At 66.8% G+C, this 23,392-nt stretch carries 20 protein-coding genes; 17 read left to right on the top strand and 3 right to left on the bottom strand.

The window, feature by feature from the left end:
• The first annotated feature begins 38 nt into the window (after nucleotides 1-38).
• The 14 genes from frr (at nucleotide 39) to ACM0PY_RS06790 (ending at nucleotide 17,628) form a co-directional block, all read left to right on the top strand.
• Nucleotides 39-593 (top strand): ribosome recycling factor, encoded by a 555-nt coding sequence (gene frr, locus ACM0PY_RS06855; RefSeq protein ID WP_061480180.1) that lies wholly within the window; start codon nucleotides 39-41, stop codon nucleotides 591-593.
• Nucleotides 594-598: 5 nt separating this feature from the next.
• The gene (gene uppS, locus ACM0PY_RS06850) at nucleotides 599-1,366 is read left to right on the top strand and encodes a polyprenyl diphosphate synthase (protein WP_111201414.1); all 768 of its coding nucleotides are present in this window, start codon (nucleotides 599-601) and stop codon (nucleotides 1,364-1,366) included.
• Nucleotides 1,363-2,199 (top strand): phosphatidate cytidylyltransferase, encoded by an 837-nt coding sequence (locus ACM0PY_RS06845; RefSeq protein WP_061480179.1) that lies wholly within the window; start codon nucleotides 1,363-1,365, stop codon nucleotides 2,197-2,199. Before uppS ends, ACM0PY_RS06845 begins: the two co-directional genes overlap by 4 nt.
• Before the next feature lie 2 nt (nucleotides 2,200-2,201).
• Complete coding sequence (locus tag ACM0PY_RS06840) at nucleotides 2,202-3,392, top strand: 1-deoxy-D-xylulose-5-phosphate reductoisomerase (RefSeq protein ID WP_065197094.1); 1,191 nt, start codon at nucleotides 2,202-2,204, stop codon at nucleotides 3,390-3,392.
• Between the two features lie 55 nt (nucleotides 3,393-3,447).
• On the top strand, nucleotides 3,448-4,806 hold the full coding sequence (gene rseP / locus ACM0PY_RS06835) for an RIP metalloprotease RseP (protein ID WP_061480177.1): 1,359 nt from the start codon (nucleotides 3,448-3,450) through the stop codon (nucleotides 4,804-4,806).
• Between the two features lie 74 nt (nucleotides 4,807-4,880).
• Nucleotides 4,881-7,244: an outer membrane protein assembly factor BamA gene (gene bamA, locus ACM0PY_RS06830; RefSeq protein WP_069137995.1), complete on the top strand. Its 2,364-nt coding sequence runs from the start codon at nucleotides 4,881-4,883 to the stop codon at nucleotides 7,242-7,244.
• A gap of 360 nt (nucleotides 7,245-7,604) precedes the next feature.
• On the top strand, nucleotides 7,605-8,627 hold the full coding sequence (lpxD, locus tag ACM0PY_RS06825) for a UDP-3-O-(3-hydroxymyristoyl)glucosamine N-acyltransferase (RefSeq protein ID WP_180884637.1): 1,023 nt from the start codon (nucleotides 7,605-7,607) through the stop codon (nucleotides 8,625-8,627).
• Nucleotides 8,624-9,082 (top strand): 3-hydroxyacyl-ACP dehydratase FabZ, encoded by a 459-nt coding sequence (gene fabZ, locus ACM0PY_RS06820; protein ID WP_005415845.1) that lies wholly within the window; start codon nucleotides 8,624-8,626, stop codon nucleotides 9,080-9,082. Before lpxD ends, fabZ begins: the two co-directional genes overlap by 4 nt.
• A gap of 16 nt (nucleotides 9,083-9,098) precedes the next feature.
• A complete protein-coding gene (gene lpxA / locus ACM0PY_RS06815) occupies nucleotides 9,099-9,890 on the top strand; it encodes an acyl-ACP--UDP-N-acetylglucosamine O-acyltransferase (protein WP_005415844.1) in 792 nt (263 codons plus the stop codon).
• Nucleotides 9,891-9,943: 53 nt separating this feature from the next.
• The gene (gene lpxB / locus ACM0PY_RS06810) at nucleotides 9,944-11,146 is read left to right on the top strand and encodes a lipid-A-disaccharide synthase (protein ID WP_235646677.1); all 1,203 of its coding nucleotides are present in this window, start codon (nucleotides 9,944-9,946) and stop codon (nucleotides 11,144-11,146) included.
• Nucleotides 11,143-11,802, top strand: coding sequence for a ribonuclease HII (gene rnhB / locus ACM0PY_RS06805; RefSeq protein WP_180884641.1), 660 nt, complete (start codon nucleotides 11,143-11,145; stop codon nucleotides 11,800-11,802). The genes lpxB and rnhB overlap by 4 nt, the downstream gene beginning before the upstream one ends.
• A gap of 237 nt (nucleotides 11,803-12,039) precedes the next feature.
• Nucleotides 12,040-15,630, top strand: coding sequence for a DNA polymerase III subunit alpha (dnaE, locus tag ACM0PY_RS06800; protein WP_180884643.1), 3,591 nt, complete (start codon nucleotides 12,040-12,042; stop codon nucleotides 15,628-15,630).
• Nucleotides 15,631-15,685: 55 nt separating this feature from the next.
• The gene (locus ACM0PY_RS06795) at nucleotides 15,686-16,555 is read left to right on the top strand and encodes a hypothetical protein (RefSeq protein ID WP_111201422.1); all 870 of its coding nucleotides are present in this window, start codon (nucleotides 15,686-15,688) and stop codon (nucleotides 16,553-16,555) included.
• 113 nt (nucleotides 16,556-16,668) lie between these two features.
• Nucleotides 16,669-17,628, top strand: a complete 960-nt coding sequence (locus tag ACM0PY_RS06790) for an acetyl-CoA carboxylase carboxyltransferase subunit alpha (RefSeq protein ID WP_005415839.1) — start codon at nucleotides 16,669-16,671, stop codon at nucleotides 17,626-17,628.
• A 275-nt stretch (nucleotides 17,629-17,903) separates the two neighbouring features.
• Here ACM0PY_RS06790 and ACM0PY_RS06785 read toward each other — a convergent pair whose 3' ends face one another.
• A complete protein-coding gene (locus ACM0PY_RS06785; protein WP_053497082.1) occupies nucleotides 17,904-18,359 on the bottom strand; it encodes a CopD family protein in 456 nt (151 codons plus the stop codon).
• 187 nt (nucleotides 18,360-18,546) lie between these two features.
• On the opposite strand from ACM0PY_RS06785, the gene ACM0PY_RS06780 reads away from it, so the two are divergent.
• Both ACM0PY_RS06780 and ACM0PY_RS06775 read left to right on the top strand, forming a co-directional pair.
• Nucleotides 18,547-19,137: a class I SAM-dependent DNA methyltransferase gene (locus tag ACM0PY_RS06780; protein ID WP_134971272.1), complete on the top strand. Its 591-nt coding sequence runs from the start codon at nucleotides 18,547-18,549 to the stop codon at nucleotides 19,135-19,137.
• A gap of 93 nt (nucleotides 19,138-19,230) precedes the next feature.
• Nucleotides 19,231-20,538 carry a polyhydroxyalkanoate depolymerase gene (locus tag ACM0PY_RS06775; protein ID WP_134971270.1) on the top strand — a complete coding sequence of 436 codons (1,308 nt, stop codon included), beginning with the start codon at nucleotides 19,231-19,233 and terminating at the stop codon, nucleotides 20,536-20,538.
• 110 nt (nucleotides 20,539-20,648) lie between these two features.
• Here ACM0PY_RS06775 and ACM0PY_RS06770 read toward each other — a convergent pair whose 3' ends face one another.
• Together ACM0PY_RS06770 and ACM0PY_RS06765 are read right to left on the bottom strand one after the other, a co-directional pair.
• Complete coding sequence (locus ACM0PY_RS06770) at nucleotides 20,649-21,638, bottom strand: sensor domain-containing protein (RefSeq protein WP_061480675.1); 990 nt, start codon at nucleotides 21,636-21,638, stop codon at nucleotides 20,649-20,651.
• Complete coding sequence (locus ACM0PY_RS06765) at nucleotides 21,635-22,000, bottom strand: PadR family transcriptional regulator (RefSeq protein WP_180884645.1); 366 nt, start codon at nucleotides 21,998-22,000, stop codon at nucleotides 21,635-21,637. Before ACM0PY_RS06765 ends, ACM0PY_RS06770 begins: the two co-directional genes overlap by 4 nt.
• Nucleotides 22,001-22,136: 136 nt before the next feature.
• Here ACM0PY_RS06765 and ACM0PY_RS06760 point away from each other — a divergent pair, with 136 nt between their 5' ends.
• Complete coding sequence (locus ACM0PY_RS06760; protein ID WP_134971268.1) at nucleotides 22,137-23,039, top strand: peptidylprolyl isomerase; 903 nt, start codon at nucleotides 22,137-22,139, stop codon at nucleotides 23,037-23,039.
• Nucleotides 23,040-23,392: the final 353 nt, after the last annotated feature.

Below are 23,392 nucleotides of genomic sequence, written 5' to 3'. Positions count from 1 at the left end.
TATAATCGCCCGATTCCAGATACATCCAGGACCGGGCGATGCTCAACGACATCAAGAACAACGCGCAGACGCGCATGGCCAAGAGCATTGACGCTCTGAAGCACACCCTCACCTCCATCCGGACCGGCCGTGCCACCCCGGCCCTGCTGGACCGCGTGACGGTCAGCGCCTATGGCAACGCCAGCACCCCGCTGAACCAGGTCGCGTCGATCTCCAACGCCGACGCCCACTCGCTGCTGGTCACCCCGTTCGACAAAGGCATGATCAAGGAGATCGAAAAGGGTCTCTACAACGCCGAGTTCACTCCGAACACGCTGGGCACCGCGATCCGCATCAACATGCCGCCGCCGACCGAAGAGCGCCGCAAGGAGCTGGTCAAGCAGGTGCAGAAGGAAGGGGAAGGCGCCAAGATCGCGATCCGCAACATCCGTCAGGACGCGAACAAGGAAATCGCCAAGCTGGTCAAGGACAAGGCGATCAGCGAAGACGAGAAGAAGCGCGGCGAAGACGACATCCAGAAGCTGACCGACGCCAACATCAAGGACGTCGACAAGGTCGTTTCCGACAAGGAAAAAGAACTGCTGTCGGTCTGAAGTCGATGCCTTCAGTCCCGCCTCCGTTGCCTGCCTCCCTGCCCCGCCACATTGCCATCATCATGGATGGCAATGGGCGTTGGGCACAGCAGCGCCGTCGCCCCCGCGTGATCGGCCACCGTGCCGGCGCGCGCGCGGTCAACCGCACCATCGAGCGCTGCCTTGAACTGGGCGTTCCGGCGCTGACCCTGTTCGCCTTCTCCAGCGAGAACTGGGGCCGGCCGCAGGAGGAAGTGGACGCGCTGATGAAGCTGTTCCTCGGTGCACTCGACCGCGAAGTGGACGAGCTGCACCGGCGTGGCGTGCGCGTGCGCTTCATCGGCGAACGCGAGCGCTTCGGCGCCGGGCTGGTCAGCCGCATGCAGCTGGCCGAGCAGCGCACCGCCGACAACACCACCCTGACCCTGTCGATCGCCGCCAGCTACGGTGGCCGCCAGGACATCGCCCGCGCCGCGCGCGCCCTGGCCATCGAAGTGGCGGCCGGTCGCCTTCTGCCCGAGCAGATCGATGAATCGCTGCTGGGCAGCCAGGTGGCCCTGGCCGACCTGCCGCCGCCGGACCTGTTCATCCGCACCGGCGGCGACACCCGCATCAGCAACTTCCTGCTGTGGCAGCTCGCCTATACCGAACTGTGGTTCACCGAGGCCCTGTGGCCGGACTTCGACGCCGGGCAGCTGCAGCAGGCGCTCGACGCCTATGCCGGTCGCGAGCGTCGTTTCGGCCTGACCAGCGCCCAGATTGCCGCACTGGCCACCGAGACTTCCAGCCCATGACCAAGACCCGAGTCCTTGCCGCGCTGATCATGGCGCCGCTAGCCATTGCGGCGATCCTGCTGCTGCCTACGCAATGGCTGGCCGCCGCCGCCGCCGCCGTGCTGCTGATCGGCCTGTGGGAATGGCTGAAGCTGGCCGGTATCGAAGACACCCTGGCGCGCACTGTGCTGCTGGTGCTGAACCTGCTGCTGATGGTGCTGCTGGTCTGGGCCGATGGCAGCACCCTGGTCCTGTTCCAGATAACCACGCTGGCCGGCGTTGCCTGGTGGCTGGCCGCGCTGGTCTGGTTGCGCTTCTTCAACTTCGGTGCGCAGCCGTCGGCACCCTCGCGGATCCTGAAGATGCTGGCCGGTACCCTGGCCATCGTGCCGGCGTGGGCCGCGCTGGTGCTGATCCATGCCGGCGGCGATCCGCCGGGCCAGCAGGGCCACCTGTGGCTGCTGGCTGCGCTGGCGCTGGTGTGGGCGGCCGACTCGGGCGCCTATTTCGCTGGCCGCCATTTCGGCAAGCACAAGCTGGCGCCGCGGATCAGCCCCAACAAGACCTGGGAAGGCCTGTTCGGCGGCCTGCTGGCCGGTGTCGCCGTGGCCCTCGGCCTGGGCTGGCTGGCTGGCATCGATGCCGCACACCTGCCCGGCCTGTTGATCACCGCGGTGGTGGCGGTGTTCGCCTCGGTCCTGGGCGACCTGTTCGAGAGCCTGATCAAGCGCCATGCCGGCGCCAAGGACTCGGGCCACCTGATCCCGGGCCACGGTGGCGTGCTCGACCGGGTCGACGGCGTCCTCGCCGCCGTGCCGGTGTTCGCGCTGGGCAAGGAAATCTTCGGGTTCTGACCATGAATGCAGCTGCAGACCTGCGCCGGGTCGCCGTGTTCGGCGCTACCGGCTCGATCGGCGCCTCCACGCTGGACGTGATCGCCCGCCACCCGCACCGCTACCAGGCCACGGTGCTCGCTGCCGGCCGCCAGGTGCAGGCGCTGCTGGCACTGTGCCGCCAGCACAGACCCGCGCACGCGGTGATCGCCGACGCATCGCTGTTCGCCGAGCTGCGTGACGGCCTGCGCGAGGCCGGACTGGCCACCGAGGCCCATGCCGGGCAGGCCGCGCTGGACCAGCTGGCCGCCAGCGATGCCTGCGATACCGTGGTCGCGGCCATCGTCGGCGCGGCCGGCCTGTCCTCGACCCTGGCTGCCGCCGCCGCCGGCAAGCGCATCCTGCTGGCCAACAAGGAATCGCTGGTGCTGGCCGGCGAACTGCTGACCCGTACGGCCGAACGTGCCGGTGCCGAAATCATCCCGATCGACAGCGAGCACAGCGCGATCTTCCAGTGCCTGCGCTCGCGCGATGCCAGTGTCGACGGCGCCGGCGTGCGCCGGATCCTGCTGACCGCCTCCGGCGGCCCGTTCCGTGGCCGCAGCCGCGCCGAACTGGCCCAGGTCACCCCCGCCCAGGCCGTTGCCCACCCCAAGTGGTCGATGGGACCGAAGATCTCGGTCGATTCGGCGACGTTGATGAACAAGGGCCTGGAAGTCATCGAGGCCCACCACCTGTTCGGCGTGCCCGGCGAGCGTATCGAGGTGCTGGTGCACCCGCAGAGCCTGGTCCATTCGCTGGTCGAGTTCGTCGATGGCTCGACCTTGGCCCAGATGGGCCTGCCGGACATGCGCACCACCCTCGCCGTTGGCCTGGGCTGGCCGCAGCGCATCGAATCGGGCGTGGCCGGGCTGGACCTGCTGGCCCAGGGCCGCCTGGATTTCGAGGCCCCGGATACCGACGCCTTCCCCTGCCTGGCGCTGGCCTGGCAGGCGATGCAGGCCGGCGGCACCGCGCCGGCGGTGCTGAACGCCGCCAATGAAGAGGCGGTTTCAGCGTTTCTTCAGGGCCGGATCGGTTTCCTGACGATCCCGGAGCTGGTTGCTAACGCTCTTTCAACACTGCCGACCCAGCCAGCCGATACACTGGAGGTCCTGTTGTCCGCCGACCAGCGGGCACGCCAGCTCACCCTGAACGCCATCGACGCCGCCTGAACGACCGCCTCGCCCAGCATGACGCCGCCGCCCTTGCCCACCACTGTGAGCCTGCATGACTGACTTCATCGGATCGGTCTGGTGGATGATCGTCAGCCTCGGGCTGCTGGTCACCTTTCACGAGTTCGGGCATTACTGGGTCGGGCGCCTGTGCGGGGTCAAGATCCTGCGTTTCTCGGTCGGCTTCGGCCGGCCGCTGTGGTCGCGCCGCGACCGGCACGGCACCGAGTTCGCCATCGCCGCCATCCCGCTGGGCGGTTACGTGAAGTTCCTCGACGAACGCGAGGTCGAAGTCCACCCGCACGAGCGCGGCCAGGCCTTCAACCACAAGACCGTCTGGCAGCGTATCGCGATCGTTGCCGCCGGCCCGATCGCCAATCTGCTGCTGTGCATCCTGCTGCTGTGGGCGATGTTCGTGATCGGCAAGCAGGATTACTCGCCCACCATCGGCCGTGTCAGCGGCATCGCCGCCAGTGCCGGCCTGGCCAGCGGCGACCGCGTGCTGCGCGTGGACGACCGCCAGGTGGTCACCCTCGGCGAGGCCAGCATGGCGCTGACCGCAGCCGCGATGGACCGCCGCGACGTGAAGCTGGAAGTGCTGGATACGGCCGATCAGGTACGCACGCGCACCCTGCCGCTGTCGCAGCTGCCGGCGGGTTTCGATGAGCGGCGGGTGCCGATCCTGGCTGGCCTGCACTGGCAGTCGTGGCTGCAGCCGGCGCAAGTGGAGTCGCTGACTGCGGACTCCGTGGTGGCAGGGCAACTGCAGCCAGGCGACCTGATCGTGGCCATCGACGGCCAGCGCATCGACAGCGTCGACCAGGTGATCGGCGAGATCCAGGCCCTGGGCCGTGCCGGCGGGCCGGGAATGATCGAGGTCCTGCGTGGCGGCGAGCGCCTGGCGCTGGAAGTCACCCCGCGCCAGGGCAAGGACGGCAAGGGCAATCCGGTCTGGCAGATCGGCGTCGGCTTCCCCACCAGCTACAGCCCCGCCTATGACACCCTGCTGCGCTATGGCCCGCTGGATGCGGTGACCGTGGCGGTGCGCGAGACCGGCCGCCTGGCCGCCGACTCGCTGGGCATGATGGGTCGCATCGTGACCGGCAAGGCCTCGCTGCAGAACGTTTCCGGGCCGGTCACCATCGCCCGCGTGGCCAATGTCTCGGCCAAGCGCGGCCTCGACTGGTTCCTGCAGTTCCTTGCCCTGCTGTCGCTCAGCCTGTGCATCATCAACCTGCTGCCGATCCCGATCTTGGACGGCGGCCACCTGCTGTATTACCTTATCGAGTTGGTCAAGGGCAGCCCGCTGAGCGAGCGTGCCATCGCCGCCGGCCAATACATCGGCCTGGCGTTGCTGGCCGGGCTGATGGGGTTGGCGTTCTACAACGACATCCTCGGCCTGGTCCCGCGATGAACTTTTCCACGTTGTTGCCGTCTACAGCGTCGGCATCCCGCACCAATGAAATCGACCTTCCTACCGGACGTGACATGACGCGACTCCCCAATCGCCGCCTGCTGGCCCTCGCCCTCGCCGCCGTCACCGGCGCTCCCGCCCTGGCCCAGGCAGCCGAGCCCTTCACTGTCAGCGACATCCGCGTCGATGGCCTGCAGCGCATCAGCTCGGGCACGGTGTTCACCTACCTGCCGGTGGAACGCGGCGAGACGATCACCGACAACAAGGTCGGCGAGACGATCCGCGCCCTGTACAAGACCGGCTTCTTCGAAGACGTGCAGCTGGACCGCCAGGGCACGATCCTGGTGGTGACCGTCAAGGAACGCCCGGCGATCAACAAGCTGACCGTGACCGGCAACAAGGACATCAAGTCCGACCAGCTGCTCAAGGGCCTGTCCGACATCGGCCTGACCGAGGGCGGCACCTTCGATCGCCTGAGCCTGGACCGCGTGACCCAGGAACTGCGCCGCCAGTACAACGACCGTGGCAAGTACAACGTCGACATCACCCCGACGGTGAGCCCGCTGGACCGCAACCGCGTGGACATCGCCATCGCCATCAAGGAAGGCAAGGCCGCCAAGATCCGCCACGTCAACCTGGTGGGCACCGAAAAGTTCGAGAGCAAGGACATCCTGGAGACCTGGGAGTCCAAGGAGCACAACTGGGCGTCGTGGTACCGTCGTGACGACCAGTACTCCAAGGAAAAGCTGTCCGGCGACCTGGAAAAGCTCAACTCCTGGTACCTGGATCGCGGCTACGTCGATTTCAGCATCGATTCCACCCAGGTCTCGATCAGCCCCGACAAGCGCGACATGTTCCTGACCGCGGGCGTGACCGAGGGTGCGCAGTACAAGATCTCCGAGATCAAGGTCAGCGGCGACACCATCCTCCCGCAGGAGGACGTCGAGCGCATGGTGATCCAGAAGTCCGGCGACACGTTCTCGCGTGCCCTGCTGGAGTTCAGCTCGGACACCATCACCAATTCGCTGTCCAACATCGGCTACGCGTTCGCCAAGGTGAACCCGATCCCGACCACCAACCGCGCCGAGCAGACCGTGGCCATCAACATGCAGGTCGTGCCCGGCCCGCGCGTGTCGGTGCGCCGCATCCTGTTCCGCGGCAACACCCGCACGTCCGATGAAGTGATGCGTCGCGAAATGCGCCAGTTCGAGAACAGCTGGTACTCGCAGGCCGCGATCGACCGCTCCAAGATCCGCCTGCAGCGCCTGGGCTACTTCGAATCGGTGGAAGTGGAGACCCCGGCCGTCAGCGGCAGCAACGACCAGGTCGACGTCGTCTACAACGTCAAGGAAACCACCTCGGGCAGCTTCGTGTTCGGCCTGGGCTACTCGCAGTCCTACGGCATGACCACGTCGGTGCAGCTGTCGCAGAACAACTTCCTCGGCGGCGGCAACCGCGTGTCGGTCGAAGCCTCGCGCAGCAGCTACCTGCAGCGCTACGGTTTCAGCTACACCAACCCGTACTTCACCGATGACGGCGTGTCGCTGGGCTACAACCTGTCCTGGCGCGAACTGGATTACTCCGACTTCAACACCGCGCAGTACAACAGCACCAACGGTGCCGCGCAGGTGGTGTTCGGCGTGCCGCTGACCGAGACCGACACCGTCTCGCTGATGTTCGGCATAGACAGCAACCAGATCACCACGTACCGGGGTTCGACCCCATCGTCGATCATCGACTACATCAATGCAGTCGGTCGCCGGACCTTCCATGCCTGGCGCACCGAGCTGGGCTGGGCGCGCGACTCGCGCAACGACTACTTCATGCCGACCCGCGGTACCTACCAGCGCATCGGCCTGGAAACCACGCTGCCGGGTTCGACCATCGAGTACTACAAGCTGAACTACCAGATCAGCAAGTACTGGCCGATCATGCCGTCGCTGGTGATCAACACCCGCGCCGAAATCGGCTACGGCGATTCCTACGGCAAGGATTACAGCCGCACGCTGACTGAATCCGATGGCACCGTCCGCACCGTCACCGCCAGCGGCCTGCCGTTCTTCGAGAACTTCTACGCCGGTGGCACCAACTCGGTACGCGGCTTCGAGGACAACACCTTGGGACCGCGCGAAAGAACCGACGGCTATCCGGAAGGCCAGCCGCTGGGTGGTTCGCTGAAGACCGTCGGTTCGGTGGAAGCCTACTTCCCGCGCCTGTTCGACAGCCCGTCGGCGCGCGTATCGGCCTTCGTCGACTTCGGCAACGTGTATACCGGCGTGGACAACTTCAAGGCCAACGAGCTGCGTGTATCCACCGGTGTGGCCCTGCTGTGGCGCGCCCCGGTCGGCCCGATCTCGATCAGCTACGCCTTCCCGCTGAAGAAGGAAGACGATGACAAGATCGAACGCCTGCAATTCACGTTCGGTGGGCAGTTCTGACGAACCGCGAGGCGGTTCGCCAGAACTGCCCCCGCATTCCACCTATCCCCCGCGCCGCTGGCGCGCCCCCCTTAACAAAGGGGGGCTCTCCACCAGACGGGGTGCGAAGCGCCGGGCATTGCCCGGCGTTTCCGTTTTACTTGCTCGCCGCCGTTACTTCCCGCGCTCGCGTGAAATCATCTGGTGATGGCGCAGGGGGCTGACCAGGACCGTTGGCGCCATGGATGGCGCCATCGAGCCCCCAGGGATGGGTTTACGGCGTGTCCTGGGCAGCCCCCTGCGCCATCCCCCCGGGACATCAGGCAGGCGCCGCTTTTGACCCTGCATGACCGAAATGGCGCCACACGTTAAACTCCCGCCGTGAATACTCCCACCTACACCGCCCAGCAACTCGCCGAGCAGTTCGGCCTGCAGGTCCATGGCGATCCCGCTACCGCCATCCATGGCGTGGCTACCCTCGCCCATGCCGGTCCTGGCCAGCTGACCTTCCTTGCCAACCCCCGCTATCGCGTCCAGCTGGCCGACAGCCGGGCCTCGCTGGTGGTCCTGCGTGCCGATGACGCCGAGGCTGCCCCCGGCGCCGCGCTCGTCGCCAAGGACCCTTACACCGCGTTCGCCAAGATCGCCGCGCTGTTCGACATCGCGCCGACCCGCCCGCCGGGCATCCATCCCAGCGCCGTCATCGACCCCAGCGCCCAGGTGGCCGCCAGCGCCCACATCGGCCCGTTCGTCTCGGTCGGTGCGCGCAGCGTGGTCGGCGAGAACTGCATCATCGGCACCGGCAGCGTGATCGGCGAGGACTGCAGCCTGGATACCGGCTGTGAGCTGATCGCCCGCGTGACCCTGGTCACCCGGGTCACGCTGGGCAAGCGCGTGCGCGTGCATCCCGGTGCCGTACTCGGCGCCGATGGCTTCGGCCTGGCGATGGACGCTGGCAAGTGGATCAAGGTGCCGCAGCTCGGCGGTGTCCGCATCGGCGATGATTGCGAGATCGGCGCCAATACCTGTGTTGATCGTGGCGCGCTGGAAGACACCGTCCTTGCCGAGGACGTTCGCCTGGACAACCTGGTGCAGATTGCCCACAACGTGCAGATCGGCGCCCACTCGGCCATTGCCGGCTGCACCGGCATCGCCGGCAGCGCCAAGATCGGCCGTTACTGCCTGCTCGGCGGCCACGTTGGCGTGGTCGGCCACCTCGAGATCTGCGACAAGGTCGTGATCACCGGCAAGTCGGTGGTCCGCAACTCCATCCATGAGCCGGGCGAGTATTCGTCCGGCACCCCATTGACCGACAACCGCACGTGGCGCAAGAACGCCGCGCGCTTCAAGCAGCTGGACGCATTGGCTCGCCGCGTTCTGGCTGCTGGCAAGGAGAAAGAATGAACGATTCGCTGCAGCTTCCGATCGACGTCTGCCAGATCCAGGAACTGCTTCCGCACCGCTACCCGTTCCTGCTGGTGGACCGGGTGCTTGAACTCGACGTCGAGGCCAAGCGGATCCTGGCGCAGAAGAACGTGAGCATCAACGAGCCGTTCTTCCAGGGCCACTTCCCGGGCCGCCCGATCATGCCCGGGGTGCTGATCATCGAAGCGCTGGCGCAGGCTGGCGGCGTCATGACCCAGCTCACGCTCGGCCGCGATGCGCAGTCCAAGCTGTTCTACATGGTCAAGGTGGAAAACGCCCGCTTCAACAAGCAGGTCGTGCCCGGTGACGTGCTGATGCTGGACGTGCAGATGAAGCGCCTGATCCGCAACATGGGCTGGTACTACGGCGAAGCCAAGGTCAACGGCGAAGTCGTCGCGTCGGCCGAGGTCATGTGTGCCGGCGCCAAGGGCTGATCCACTGGAGGCAGCAATGACTGACAACGCACCGCGGATCCACCCCACCGCCGTCATCGACCCGGCCGCACGCCTGGCTGACGATGTCCAGGTGGGCGCCTTCACCCTGATCGGCCCCGACGTTGAAATCGGTGCCGGCACGGTGGTGGGCCCCCATTGCAGCATCCACGGCCCGACCCGGATCGGCCGCGACAACCGCTTCGTCGGCCATGCCGCGATCGGTGGCGAGCCGCAGGACAAGAAGTTCGGCGGCGAGCGCACCGAACTGGTGATCGGCGATCGCAACGTGTTCCGCGAGTTCGTCACGCTCAACCGTGGCACCGGCGGCGGCGGCGGCATCACCACCATCGGCAACGACAACTGGATGCTGGCCTACACGCACGTGGCACACGACTGCCATGTCGGCAACTTCTGCGTGTTCTCCAACAACACCACCCTGGCCGGCCATGTGACCGTGGGCGACTACGTGATCATCAGCGGCTTCGCCGGTGCCCACCAGTTCTGCCGCATCGGCGCGCATGCCTTCCTCGGCATGGGCGCGCTGACCAATGGTGACGTACCGCCGTTCACCATGGTCGGCACCGATTCGCTGGGACGCCCGCGCGGCATCAACAGCGAAGGCCTGAAGCGGCGCGGCTTTGACGCTGACCGCATTTCGGCCATCAAGCGTGCGTACCGCACGCTGTATGTCGCGGGCCTGCCGCTGGCAGAGGCCAAGGTGCAGCTGACCGAACAGGCGCGTGACAGCGACGACGTGAAGGCGATGCTGGACTTCATCGAGCACGCCGAGAGGCCCCTGCTGCGATGAGCAGCTCGACCGGCCAGGCGCCGGCCGGCACCGCGGTGATCCCGCTGGCCTCGATGGCCGGCAGCGTTCCCGCTCAGCGGGTGCTCAGCGAGCGCCCGTTGCGGATCGCGCTGGTTGCCGGCGAAGCCTCCGGCGACCTGCTCGGTGCGGGCCTGGTGCGTGAACTGAAGGCACGCTTCCCGAATGCCGAGTTCGCCGGTATCGGCGGCGATGCCATGCGCAGCGCCGGCTGCCAGACCTGGCACGATGCCAGCGAGCTGGCGGTGATGGGCCTGACCGAAGTGCTGCGCCACCTGCCGCGCCTGCTCAAGCTGCGCTCGGCGTTCCGCCAGCGTGCGCTGGACTGGCAGCCGGACGTGTTCATCGGCATCGACGCCCCCGACTTCAACCTGGGCATCGAGCGCTGGCTGAGGCAGCGTGGCGTGCGCACCGTGCATTACGTCAGCCCGTCGGTCTGGGCCTGGCGCGAAAAGCGCGCCGAGAAAATCGGCAGCAGCGCCGACCTGGTGCTGTGCCTGTTCCCGATGGAGCCGCCGATCTATGCCCGGCACGGCATCGACGCGCGCTTCGTCGGCCACCCGATGGCCGATGACATTCCGCTGCAAGGCAACCGCGAGGAAGCACGCGCCGCGCTCGGCCTGCCGGCCGCGGCCAAGGTGCTGGCGGTGTTGCCGGGCAGCCGCCTCGGCGAGATCTCGCGCCTGGGCGAACCGTTCTTCGAAGCCGCCTGGCAGGTTTCCGAACGCATTCCGGGCCTGCATGTGGTGGTGCCTGCCGCCAACCCGGCCTGCAGGCAGCTGATCGAAGAACAGCTGTCGCGCTCGGCGCTGCCGGTGGCCTACTCGCACGTGCTTGACGGCCAGGCGCGCAACGCGATGATCGCCGCCGACGTGGTGGTGCTGGCCTCCGGCACCGCGACCCTGGAAGCCATGCTGGTGAAGCGGCCGATGGTGGTCGGTTACCGCGTCAACGAACTGACCTATCGACTGGTCAAGGCGCTTGGCCTGATCAAGGTCGACCGCTTCGCCCTGCCCAACATCCTGGCCGGCCAGGACCTGGCACCGGAGCTGATGCAGCACGACTGCACGCCGGACAGGCTGGCCGCGGCCATCCAGCAGTGGTTCGACCACCCGCAGCGGGTGAGCGACCTGCAGGACACTTACGTGCGCCTGCACCAGCGACTGCGACGCAACGCCTCGGCGCGTGCCGCCGATGCCGTCGGCGAGCTGCTGATGCGCGACCAGGCGCAGGCATGAGCCGCCGCCACGCCGCAGCAGCCAGCCTGGCCCTGTTCGACGGTACGGCAGTGATCGAGCCGGAGCGCCTGGTCGCCGGTGTCGACGAGGCCGGGCGTGGCCCGCTGGCTGGGCCGGTGGCGGTGGCGGCGGTGGTATTCGATCCGTCACGGCCACGGATCAACGGCCTGGATGATTCCAAGCAGTTGACCGCTGCCCGCCGCGAGCAGCTGCATGACCGCATCATCGAGCGCGCCCTGGCCTGGCATGTGGTGCTGGTGGACGTGGACACCATCGACCGCCTGAACATCTACCAGGCCACCCTGCAGGGCATGCGTGACGTCGTTGCAGCGGTCGCCCACGTGGCCGGCTTCGCCCGCATCGATGGCAACGTGGTGCCCAAGGGCCTGGTACTGCCGGCGCAGGCGCTGGTCGGCGGCGATGGCATCGACCGCGCGATCATGGCCGCCTCGATCCTGGCCAAGGTCTCGCGCGATCGCTACATGCAGGACGTGCACGCCCGCCACCCCCAGTATGGGTTCGAGCAGCACAAGGGCTATGGCACTCCGGCCCACCTGGCCGCCCTGCGCGAGCACGGCCCCTGCGTGGAGCACCGGCGCAGCTTCGCCCCGGTGCGCGAGTGCCTGGAAGCGCCGGCTGTCGCGGCCATCGCCTGAGCCTGCTGGCGTTGTAGCGCCGAGCTCATGCTCGGCAGCTGTGGACAGCCGAGCATGGGCTCGGCGCTACAGAAGGCGGCCTCCCGCACGCCTGAATCCGGCGCCACGCCGTGCCCCTGTCAAGCCTTGTGGCAACCCCCTGCCCTCGCTACCCTGACCGGGCATTCCAGCGCTTCCCGACCCCGGCGACGAACTTCCGTCAGCACCCGGGGCCCGCGCGCTCCAACCTGGTCCGGCATGTCCAACTCCCGCTTCGTACATCTCCACGTCCACACCGAGTTCTCGCTGGCGGACTCGACCATCCGCGTGCCGGCCAAGCCGGACCAGGCGGACCCGAAGAAGGCCAAGCAGGCCAACCTGCTGTCGCGCTCGGTGGAGCTCGGCCTGCCCGCGCTGGCGGTGACCGATCTCAACAACCTGTTCGCCCTGGTCAAGTTCTACAAGGCCGCCGAAGGCGTGGGCATCAAGCCGATTGCCGGTGCCGACGTGCTGATCGCCGAGGAAGGCCAGGACCCGTGGCGGATGACCCTGCTGTGCCGCGACCGCGAGGGCTACCTGAGCCTGTCGCGGTTGCTGACCCGCGCCTGGATGGAAGGCCATCGCCCGGAAGGCGGTGTGGCCATCCACCCGGACTGGCTGAAGGCCGGCAACGCCAACCTGTTCGCGCTGGCCGGACGGCAGAGCCTGGCCGGGCGCCTGGCACTGGACGGCAAGCATGAACTGGCCGAGCAGCAGCTGGCCGACTGGCAGCGCGTGTTCGGCGATGGCCTGCACCTGGAGCTGACCCGTACCGGCCGCGAGGGCGAGGAAACCTTCAACCAGTTCGCGCTGATGGCCGCTGGCCAGCGCGGCCTGCCGGTGGTCGCCAGCAATGACGTGCGCTTCCTGTCGCCGTCGGATTTCAGCGCGCACGAAGCGCGCGTGTGCATTTCCACCGGCCGCGTGCTGGACGATCCCAAGCGACCGCGCGAGTACAGCGACCAGCAATACCTGAAGTCGGCCGAGGAGATGTGCGCGCTGTTCGCCGACATCCCCGATGCGATCGACAACACGCTGGCGCTGGCCGAGCGCTGCAACATCGAGATGCGGCTGGGCACCTACTTCCTGCCCAACTACCCGGTGCCCGACGACGAGACCCTGGACACCTGGATCCAGAAGATGTCGCGCGATGGCCTGGAAGAGCGCCTGGAGAAGAATCCGCTGGCGCCGGGCAAGACCCGTGAGGAGTACTTCGAGCGCCTGGAGTTCGAGCTCAACACCATCATCAAGATGGGCTTCCCCGGCTACTTCCTGATCGTGGCCGACTTTATCCAGTGGGGCAAGAACCAGGGCATCCCGATCGGTCCCGGCCGTGGTTCGGGTGCCGGCTCGCTGGTGGCGTGGGCGCTGAAGATCACCGACCTGGACCCGCTGCCGTACAACCTGCTGTTCGAGCGATTCCTGAACCCGGAACGCGTGTCGATGCCCGACTTCGACATCGACTTCTGCATGGACCGCCGCGACGAGGTGATCGACTACGTCGCGCGCAAGTACGGGCGCGAGCGCGTCAGCCAGATCATCACCTACGGCACCATGGCCGCAAAGGCGGTGGTGCGCGACTCCGGCCGCGTGCTCGGCTTCCCGTATGGCCTGGTCGACGGTGTTTCCAAGCTGATTCCCAACATCCTGGGCATCCACCTGAAGGATGCGCTGGGCAAGGGCAAGGAAGGCCCCAGTTCGGAAATGGCGTCGCCGGAACTGATCCAGCGCTATGAGACCGAGGACGATGTCCGCGATCTGATCGACCTGGCGCTGCAGCTGGAAGACCTGACCCGCAACGCCGGCAAGCATGCCGGCGGCGTGGTGATCGGGCCCGAGCCGCTGAGCGAGTTCTGCCCGCTGTACGCCGAACACGACGAGAACGGCCTGGGCAAGAACCCGGTCACCCAGTTCGACAAGAACGACGTGGAAGAAGTGGGCCTGGTGAAGTTCGACTTCCTCGGCCTGCGCACGCTGACCATCATCGACTGGGCGGTGAAGGCGATCAACAAGCGCCACGAACGCGCGGGCATTCCGCCGGTCGACATTGCCGCGATCCCGCTCGACGATGCGCCCACCTACAAGGACATCTTCGCCAACGGCAACACCGGCGCGGTGTTCCAGTTCGAATCCTCGGGCATGCGCCGCCTGCTGAAGGACGCGCGCCCCGACCGCTTCGAAGACCTGATCGCGCTGGTGTCGCTGTATCGCCCCGGCCCGATGGACCTGATTCCCTCCTTCAACGCGCGCAAGCACGGCCAGGAAGAGATCATCTATCCCGATCCGCGCACCGAAGCGATCCTGAAGGACACCTACGGCATCATGGTGTACCAGGAGCAGGTGATGCAGATGGCGCAGATCGTCGGCGGCTACTCGCTGGGCGGCGCTGACCTGCTGCGACGCGCGATGGGCAAGAAGGTGCCGGCGGAAATGGCCAAGCACCGCGAGATCTTCCGCGAAGGCGCAGCCAAGGGCGGCGTCGACGGCCCCAAGGCCGACGAAATCTTCGACCTGATGGAGAAGTTCGCCGGCTATGGCTTCAACAAGTCGCACGCCGCTGCATACGCACTGGTCAGCTACCAGACCGCCTGGCTGAAGCGCCATTACCCGGCCGAGTTCATGGCGGCCACGCTGTCTTCGGACCTGGACAACACCGACAAGGTGGTTGGCTTCCTCGACGAGGTGCGCAACCTCGGCCTGACCGTGCTGCCGCCGAAGGTGAACCAGTCGGCCTTCATGTTCGAAGCGGTCACGCCGGACACGATCCAGTACGGTCTGGGCGCGATCAAGGGCGTCGGCCAGGGCGCCTGCGAAGCGGTGGTCGAGGAACGACTGAAGGGCGGACCGTTCAAGGATCTGCTGGACTTCTGCACCCGCGTCGGCTCGGCCAAGCTCAACCGGCGCACGCTGGAAGCGATGATCAACTGTGGCGCGCTCGATGAACTCGGCCGCAACCGTGCCTCGCTGATGCTGCAGCTGCCGGAAGTGATCAAGGCCACCGACCAGATGGCACGCGAGCGTGCGTCCGGGCAGAATTCGCTGTTTGGCGGGCCCGATCCGAGCACCGTTTCGATCCAGCTGGACCTGCCGGAAGCCGAAGAATGGCCGCTGCTGCAGCGCCTCAACGGCGAGCGCGACACGCTGGGCTTCTACCTCAGCGGCCACCCGTTCGATCCCTGGCGCGACGATGTGCGCGATCTGGTAGGCAACGACCTGGGTTCGGTGGAGAAAATCTGGAGCGCCAACAGCGGCGGCGGCGGTGGCGGCGAGAAGCGCTGGCGCCCGGAAGTGCAGACCGTGCTGGCCGGCCAGGTGGTCGGCGTGCGCCGCAAGGGCGAAAGCCAGATCTTCATCCAGCTGGAGGACGGTCGCGGCCGGGTGGAGTGCAGCGCGTTCTCCGATGCGATGGCCGAGTTCGGCCACCTGATGACCAAGGACCGCATCCTGGTGGTGAAGGGTGGCCTGCGTGAGGACGAATTCAACGGCGGCTTCGCGTTGCGCATCCGCCAGTGCTGGGACTTCGACGAAGTGTGCGCCAACTACGCCACGCGGCTGTCGCTGCGCCTGGACCTGCGCCAGCAGCGCCCGGTCTGGGAGCGCATCAATGCCCTGCTCGACCGCCATCGCCCGGGGCGCACGCCGCTGCGCCTGGACCTGCTGCTGAAGGGCCCGCACGGCGGTGTCGCCGGCATGCTGGATGTCTCCGGGCAGAGCGCAGTGCGCATCGATTCCAAGCTGATGGAGGCGCTGCGCGCCGACCCGGCCGTACGCACGCTGAAGGTGCGCTACAGCCCGCCGTGGGCCAGCTGAGGCTGGCTGCTTCGTGTTCCTGTTTTCCCGTTCCAGTCATCAAGGACGATTGCCGATGAAGACCCTGCTGTTCCCGTTCGTTGCCGCACTGGCGCTGGCCGCCTGCTCGCCGTCGAAGATCGAGTTCCAGATCGACAATCCGACCGACACGCCGCTGGCGCTGAGCATCGATGGCAAGGACCTGCCGGTCGCCGCGCACGGCTCACGCCCGGTTTCGCTGGCTGTGGGCGAGCATCGCCTGCACACCGACACGCTCGGCGATGTGCGCTTCATCGTCTACGTCGATGGCCGCGGCGGCCTGATCAACCCGACCCTGAGCGAGTACGTGATCGCTCGCGAGGTCTATGTCACCGACGAGAGCAAGCTGAAGAACTTCGGCACCGGCAAGGCCGGCATCGAGCTGGGCGGCGTCGACTTCGAGGGCCCGTTCGAGAAGACCCACGAACTGTTCATCGACAAGACCTGGACCTACGGCGTGCGCGAACCCTTCCCGAAGGAAAAGGTGGTGGCCCACGTCGACGCCAGCGGCGGCCAGATCGTGGCCAAGGTGTTCACGGCACCGGATTTCATCGCCTACGTCGAAGAAGGCATGGGCGAACCCGGTGCATTCAAGCGCGAACAGCCGGCCGGCTACGTGGCCCCGGCGTTCAGCCTGGAACCGGCCCCGGCCAGCCTGCCGGCACTCGACCCCGCCTTCGAGGCGCACGCCGCGCCGCTGCGCGAGGTCTATGCGCGCTGGCTGAAAGCCACCACCGCCGATGAACAGAAGGCCCTGCGCAAGCAGGACTTCGACGCGCAGATGGCCTTCACCTCGGCTACCGCCACCCTGGGCAGCGGCCTGGGCCGGGAGGCCAACGAGGCCTACAACGACTTCGTTTCCCGGCGCAGCCAGTTGATGGGCCGCAGCGCCCTGGTGGTGCCCTGAGCTGACTGGCGCCGCCTGCCCGGCTGCGCTACCGTCGCCTTCCAGACGAAGGCGTACGGGTGGTTTGCACGCATTCGGCTAGAATTGCCTCCTTCTTTACACGACGGCTTCCGATGAATCCGAACTACCTCGACTTCGAGCAACCCATCGCCGACCTGGAAGCCAAGATCCAGGAACTGCGCAACGCCAGTGCCGGGCCGGCGGTCAATGTCGAGGCGGAAGTGCACGCGCTGCAGGACAAGCTGCGCATGCGCACCGCGCAGATCTTCCGCAACCTGACCTCGTGGCAGGTGCTGCAGCTGGCCCGGCACCCGTCGCGTCCGTACACCGCCGACTACATCCGCGTCATGTTCGATGAGTTCCAGGAGCTGGCCGGTGACCGCGCCTTCGCCGACGACAAGGCGATCATGGGCGGCCTGGCCCGCATCAATGGCCGCGCGGTAATGGTGATCGGCCACCAGAAGGGCCGCGATACCAAGGAAAAGATCAAGCGCAACTTCGGCATGCCCAAGCCGGAGGGCTACCGCAAGGCGCTGCGCCTGATGAAGATGGCCGAGCGCTTCGGCCTGCCGGTGCTGACCCTGATCGACACCGCCGGTGCCTGGCCGGGTATCGACGCCGAATCGCGCGGCCAGTCCGAAGCGATCGCGCGCAACCTGATCGAGATGGCCGAGCTGAAGGTGCCGATCATCTGCACCGTGATCGGTGAAGGCGGCTCCGGCGGCGCGCTGGCGCTGGGCGTGGGCGACCGCACCGTGATGCTGGAATACGCGGTGTACTCGACCATCACCCCGGAAGGCTGCGCCTCGATCCTGTGGAAGGACGCCGGCAAGGCCAAGGAAGCGGCCGAACAACTGGGCCTGACCGCCCCGCGCCTGAAGAGCCTGGGCCTGGTCGACAAGGTCGTGCGCGAGCCAACCGGTGGCGCCCACCGCAACCCGACGCAGATGGCCAAGCGCCTGAAGGCCGTGCTGCTGAACGAGCTGGACGCGCTGGAAAAGCTCTCCACCGAGCAACTGCTGGAGCAGCGCTACACGCGCCTGCGCAGTTACGGCACGTACGAAGCAGCCTGATTCATCGGCTTGTTACTTTCTTGCTCGTGCAAGAAAGTAACCAAAGAACACGCCGCCGAACGCGAGCCGGTGCTATGCACCGGTTCCCTGCGCTTCTCGGTGAATCAGGGGACGGCGCCGAACTCGCTGCGCTCAGACATCGGCGCCTCTTCGCCCCTGTTTCACCTGCGATGCTCGGCTCGCTCATGGCGGACCTGAACATCAAAAGCCACAGCTGCACCCAGTAGATCCACGCCATGCGTGGATGCATCTGTGCGATGCGCTGCGCGCCCCGTTCAGAACGGCTTGGCCAGCACCAGCCACACGATCGGAATGAACGCCAGCAGCGGGATCTCGTTGATCCAGCGCAGCGCGCGCGACGACGGCAGCGCCCTGCCCTTGGCCACGCCCTTCAACAGACGGCCGATCCAGCTGAAATACACCAGCAGCACCACCACCAGGCCCAGCTTGGCGTGCAGCCAGCCAGCGCCGCCCGGCGCGACCATGGTCGGGAAATCCGGGATGACCTTGTAGCCCAGCCACAGCACCAGGCCCAGCACAAAGGCCAAGCCGAACATCGAGTGGCCGAAACGGTACAGGCGCAGGCCCATCAGCTGCAGGCGCTCGGTCACCGCCGGCTGGCCTGCGGTCTCGGCCAGGTTGACCAGGATGCGCGGCAGGTAGAACACCGTGGCCATCCACGCCACCACGAATACGATGTGGAAGGTCTTGACCCAGTAGTAGCTCTGCATGCGCTCGCTCCGGCGGCTGGCGTAGATGGGCGCCCATTGTCGCAGTAGAGCCACCTCCTGGGTGGCTGCCGCGTCCAATCGCCGCATCAGGACAGCCACGCATGGCGTGGCTCTACTGCGGGTCCGCAACACCCGGGGGCGCAACACCGTACGATAGGCGCCGTTCTCCCCGATCGCGCACCGCCCCATGGACAAGACCTACGACGCCGCCTACTTCCAACGCTGGTACCGCCGCGCCGACATCGGCGGCAGCGCCCGCCTGGCGCGCAAGGTGGTCCTGGCGGTGGCCAGTGCCGAGTACTACCTGGAACGACCGATCCGCAGTGTGCTGGACATCGGCTGCGGCGAAGGCGCCTGGCGTGCGCCGCTGCTGAAGCTGCGTCCGAAGGTCGAATACCTGGGCTTCGACAGCAGCGAGTACGCTGTGCGCCGCTACGGCCGCACCCGCAACCTGCACCTGGCCCGCTTCGGCGACTTCGCCTGGCTGCGGCCCTGCGCGCCGGTCGACCTGCTGGTGTGTTCGGACGTGATGCACTACGTGCCCGACCGCGAGCTGCGCGCCGGCCTGTCCGGCGTGGCCGAGCTGACCGGCGGTGTGGCCTTCCTGGAGACCTTCGCCGCCGAGGACGCGTTCGAAGGCGACCACGACGGCTTCCAGGCCCGCCCAGCACGCTGGTATCGGCGGACGCTGGCCCGGCACGGCCTGCAGCCGGTAGGGTCGCACTGCTGGCTCGGCCCCGCCCTGGCAGGCGATGCCGCCGCGCTGGAACGGATGTGAATCCGGATTCATTATTTTCAGCCAACTTAACCTGCGGGACACCCGGATGGGATATGCTGCGCGGCAACATATGACCATACATATTCGGTCGTCATGCTCTATCAACTGCACGAACTGACCCGCAACCTGCTCGCCCCCTGGGTGCACCAGGCCCAGGCCAACGCCAGATTCTTCGCCAACCCGGGCCACTGGTGGTCGCAGATGCCCGGCGCCGATCGCCTGGCGGCGGTCAATGAGCTGTTCCATCGCATCGGCAAGGATTACGAGAAGCCCGATTGGGGCATCAACGAAATCGAGGTCGACGGCGAGCGCGTGCCGATCGTCGTGCACGAGGAAGTGAGCAAGCCGTTCTGCAAGCTGCTGCGCTTCAAGCGCCACAGCAATGAAGCCGAACAGCTGCACACCATGCTCAACCAGCCTTTCGTCCTGGTCGTGGCACCGCTGTCCGGGCACCACGCCACGTTGCTGCGCGATACGGTGCGCACGCTGCTGCGCGACCACCGTGTGTACGTCACCGACTGGGTGGACGCGCGCATGGTGCCGGCCAACGAAGGCGAGTTCGGCCTGGACGATTACATCGCCTACATCCAGGAGTTCATCCGCCATCTGGGCGTCGAACGCCTGCACGTGGTCAGCGTGTGCCAGCCGACAGTACCGGTGCTGGCCGCGGTTTCACTGATGGCCAGTCGTGGCGAGCCGACACCGCGCACCCTGGTGATGATGGGCGGCCCGATCGATGCACGCTGCAGCCCGACCGCAGTGAACAACCTGGCCACGCAGAACCCGCTGTCGTGGTTCGAGAACAACGTCATCCACACCGTGCCGGCCAGCTATCCCGGCGCCGGCCGCCGCGTGTATCCGGGCTTCCTGCAGCACGCCGGCTTCCTGTCGATGAACCCCAGCCGCCACTTCAGTTCGCACTGGGATTTCTACACCGACCTGGTCAAGGGCGACCTGGAAGACGCCGACGCGCACCGTCGCTTCTACGACGAGTACAACGCGGTGCTGGACATGCCGGCCAAGTACTACCTGGATACCATCCGCGTGGTGTTCCAGGACTTCCTGCTGCCGCGTGGCGAGTGGGTGGTCAATGGCGAGAAGGTCGATCCGTCGGCGATCCGCGATACCGCGCTGCTGAGCATCGAGGGCGAACTGGATGACATCGCCGGACTCGGCCAGACCGAAGCAGCGCAGGCGCTGTGCACCGGCATTGCTGCTGACCGCCGCGAGCATTTCATCGTCGAAGGCGCCGGCCACTACGGCATCTTCAGCGGCCGTCGCTGGCGCGAAGTGGTGTACCCGAAGGTGCGCGACTTCTTCGCCGCGCATGCCGAGGCACCGGCGGCGAAGACCACGAAGAAGAAGAGCAACGTCACTCCGTTGCGGCGAAAGGCGGGGTAACTCCCCGCCGTGGGGTCGGATCCCTTTCCAACGGAAAGGGCTCTGACCCAGCATGATGGGATCCGGGGTCAGAGCCCTGTTCTGCGAACAGGGATCCGACCCCTGGCCTGTTACAACCGCACCAGCAGGTTCTTGGCAATCAGCCCGTGCAGCTTGCCGATGCCCCGTGCCAGGTGCATCGTCAACAGCAGCAGCAGCACGCCCACGGCTGCGATCACGATGCCCACCAGCGGCGAGGCGGCCATCGGCAGCACGTTCACGCCATCGACGTAGACACCCGGAATGTCACCGCTGAACAGCGCGGCCACCGGCGCCCAGATGAACCCCAGTGACAGCGACAGCAACGTCACCGCGATGGTGAAGTAGACCACGCCCAAGGGCAGCATCAGCACGAAGTACAGCAGGGTCAGCCAGGTACGGCCATCGGTGAACATGTCGCCGATGCGCTGCAGCCACGTGCGGCTACGGTCGGTGTAGCGCGGACGGCGCGGCATGCGCTCGCCCAGCAATGCTTCCACCAGCCGCCCTTCCAGCAGCGCCAGCCCGCGCACTGAGCCGAAGAACAGCACGGTCAGCGGAATCCCGACGATCAGGATCAACAGGCCGAGCGAGAGCGACAGGCCGGTCACCACCCAGGTGAAGAAGAAGATGCCGGTGGCCAGCGACAGCAGCATGTAGAACAGCGCGCCATAGGTATGCGGATCGGCCACCACCCCGAAGAAGCGCGCCAGCAGCGAGCGTTGCACCGGCGCCGGCGGCGGCGCGGCCGGTTCGACGCCACTGGCTTCGGCGGCGGCACGCAATACCGGCGCGGTATCCGCACGCGGCGTACGCAGCGCGCGGTTCACCGTCACTTCGGTCTCGCGGTAGATGTCGGCCACTTCGTCCGGCGCGCCATAGCTGCCGGCCACATCGGCGATCACCTCGGCCTCGCTGCGGCCGGGCTGCGCCGCCAGCTCCGAGCGCAGGTATTCCTCGGCGTCGTACAACGCGTCCTGCACCATCGCCGGATCGGCACCTTCCAGCGCCGCGCGCAGCTGCGCCAGATACTGCGGGATGGTGGTCGGCAGGGCTCGGCCTGCCAGGCTCGGGTCGTTCATTGCGGTACCCCCTCCAACACGGAATCGACGGAATCACGGGTGGCCTTCCAAGCTTGGCGCCACTGCGCCAGCACCTCGCGGCCACGTTCATTGATGCGGTAGTAGCGCCGGGGCGGACCACTGCTGGATGGCTCCACATGGCTTTCCAGCAGCCCGGCGCCCTCCAGGTTGCGCAGCACCGGGTACAGCGCGCTCTGCTTGCCGCTCAGCACGCCCTCGCCCACCCGCTCCAGCTCCTTGGCAATGAGGTAGCCGTACAGCGGCTCCCCGGCCCGGGCCAGCACCGCCAGCAGGGCCAGCGACACCGTTCCGGCGCTGAGCTCCTTCTGGAACTTCTTCAGGTGGACATCGTCCTCGGACATGACCGGCCCTCCACTACGTTGAAGTCCACAGTAGTGCGAAGTTCGGTATAGCGAATGTGTCGTTAGTCACTCTGCCGGTTGGCGTGACCGAATTGCTCGCGCAGAATCGAAGCCTCGTTCATGTTCCGGGGTTCCCATGCCGCACCGCCGTTGCCTTGCCCTGACCGCCCTCGCCCTGTCCTGCCTGCTGCCCGCCCTTGCCAGCGCGGCCACGCCCTACCGCAGCCCTCAGCAGATCCTCGACGCCTCGGCGGCCAGCGACTGGCGCACCCCGGACCCGGCCAACCTGCTGTACATGGACCTGCCGGCCGGTCGGGTCATCATCGAGCTGGCACCGCAGTTCGCCCCCCGCCATGTCGCCAACATCCAGACCTTCGCCCACGAGCACTTCTGGGACGGCACCAGCATCTACCGCTCGCAGGACAACTTCGTGGTGCAGTTCGGCGATGCCGACGCCGATGACGCAGCCAAGGCCAGGCCGTTCGGCAGCGCCGCGCGCAAGCTGCCGGCCGAGTTCGAGCGCGCCAGCGCCGGCCTGAAGGTCAACGTGCTGCCGGATCGCGATGGCTGGGCCGCGCAGACCGGTTTCGTCGACGGCTTCCCGGTCGGCCAGGACCCGCAGGCCGGCAAGGCCTGGCTGGCGCACTGCTACGGCATGCTCGGTGCCGGCCGCAGCAACGAGGAAGACAGCAGCATCGGCGCCGAACTGTACGTGGTGACCGGGCAGTCGCCGCGCCAGCTGGACCGCAACATCACCCTGGTCGGTCGCGTGCTGAAGGGCATGGAGCTGCTCAGCGCGACGCCGCGTGGGCCGGCGCCGATGGGCTTCTACACCGACCCGAAACTGCGTACCCCGATCGTATCGATCCGCCGCGCCAGCGACGTGCCGGCGGCCGAGCGCACGCCGATCCAGGTACTGCGTACCGACTCGAAGACCTTTGCCGATACGGTGGAGGCGCGACGCAATCGCGTGGATGATTTCTACAAGCGCCCGGCGGGGCATATCGACCTCTGCAATATTCCGGTGCCGGTGAAGTAACGCCGTCGCGGATTCTTCGCGTGGCGCGTGCTGAAGGTGCTTCACTGTTCATGGGCGTTACTTTTCTTTGTACGCAAAGAAAAGTAACCAAAAGAAACGTTCCGCCAGTCACGAGCCGGTGCTGCGCACCGGTACCCTGCGCTCCTCGGCCCGTCGAGGGACGGCGCGGGAACTCGCTGCGCTCAGACATCGGCACCTCTTCGCCCCTGATTCCCCTGCGATGCTCGGCTCGCTCAAGGCGGACCCAAGGTCAAGAGCCACAGCTGCACGACGATGTTTGGTAGTGCCGGGCCGGGCCGGGCCCGGCGAGCGGAGCGACCGCTTCTGCCTTTGATCTTGGATCCGCCTTGAGC

The organism is Stenotrophomonas sp. BR163 (assembly GCF_047520985.2).
In the GTDB taxonomy this organism is placed as follows: Bacteria; Pseudomonadota; Gammaproteobacteria; order Xanthomonadales; family Xanthomonadaceae; genus Stenotrophomonas; species Stenotrophomonas sepilia.
Note: the sequence above shows the minus strand (reverse complement) of the source record. Positions and strands in the feature narration are given on the sequence as shown.

Excerpts from the sequence above, each read along its gene's own strand:
- frr (WP_061480180.1), top strand. The coding sequence starts at position 39 with ATGCTCAACGACATCAAGAACAACGCGCAGACGCGCATGGCCAAGAGC.
- uppS (WP_111201414.1), top strand. The coding sequence starts at position 599 with ATGCCTTCAGTCCCGCCTCCGTTGCCTGCCTCCCTGCCCCGCCACATT.
- ACM0PY_RS06845 (WP_061480179.1), top strand. The coding sequence starts at position 1,363 with ATGACCAAGACCCGAGTCCTTGCCGCGCTGATCATGGCGCCGCTAGCC.
- ACM0PY_RS06840 (WP_065197094.1), top strand. The coding sequence starts at position 2,202 with ATGAATGCAGCTGCAGACCTGCGCCGGGTCGCCGTGTTCGGCGCTACC.
- rseP (WP_061480177.1), top strand. The coding sequence starts at position 3,448 with ATGACTGACTTCATCGGATCGGTCTGGTGGATGATCGTCAGCCTCGGG.
- bamA (WP_069137995.1), top strand. The coding sequence starts at position 4,881 with ATGACGCGACTCCCCAATCGCCGCCTGCTGGCCCTCGCCCTCGCCGCC.
- fabZ (WP_005415845.1), top strand. The coding sequence starts at position 8,624 with ATGAACGATTCGCTGCAGCTTCCGATCGACGTCTGCCAGATCCAGGAA.
- lpxA (WP_005415844.1), top strand. The coding sequence starts at position 9,099 with ATGACTGACAACGCACCGCGGATCCACCCCACCGCCGTCATCGACCCG.
- lpxB (WP_235646677.1), top strand. The coding sequence starts at position 9,944 with ATGGCCGGCAGCGTTCCCGCTCAGCGGGTGCTCAGCGAGCGCCCGTTG.
- rnhB (WP_180884641.1), top strand. The coding sequence starts at position 11,143 with ATGAGCCGCCGCCACGCCGCAGCAGCCAGCCTGGCCCTGTTCGACGGT.
- dnaE (WP_180884643.1), top strand. The coding sequence starts at position 12,040 with ATGTCCAACTCCCGCTTCGTACATCTCCACGTCCACACCGAGTTCTCG.
- ACM0PY_RS06795 (WP_111201422.1), top strand. The coding sequence starts at position 15,686 with ATGAAGACCCTGCTGTTCCCGTTCGTTGCCGCACTGGCGCTGGCCGCC.
- ACM0PY_RS06790 (WP_005415839.1), top strand. The coding sequence starts at position 16,669 with ATGAATCCGAACTACCTCGACTTCGAGCAACCCATCGCCGACCTGGAA.
- ACM0PY_RS06785 (WP_053497082.1), bottom strand. The coding sequence starts at position 18,359 with ATGCAGAGCTACTACTGGGTCAAGACCTTCCACATCGTATTCGTGGTG.
- ACM0PY_RS06780 (WP_134971272.1), top strand. The coding sequence starts at position 18,547 with ATGGACAAGACCTACGACGCCGCCTACTTCCAACGCTGGTACCGCCGC.
- ACM0PY_RS06775 (WP_134971270.1), top strand. The coding sequence starts at position 19,231 with ATGCTCTATCAACTGCACGAACTGACCCGCAACCTGCTCGCCCCCTGG.
- ACM0PY_RS06770 (WP_061480675.1), bottom strand. The coding sequence starts at position 21,638 with ATGAACGACCCGAGCCTGGCAGGCCGAGCCCTGCCGACCACCATCCCG.
- ACM0PY_RS06765 (WP_180884645.1), bottom strand. The coding sequence starts at position 22,000 with ATGTCCGAGGACGATGTCCACCTGAAGAAGTTCCAGAAGGAGCTCAGC.
- ACM0PY_RS06760 (WP_134971268.1), top strand. The coding sequence starts at position 22,137 with ATGCCGCACCGCCGTTGCCTTGCCCTGACCGCCCTCGCCCTGTCCTGC.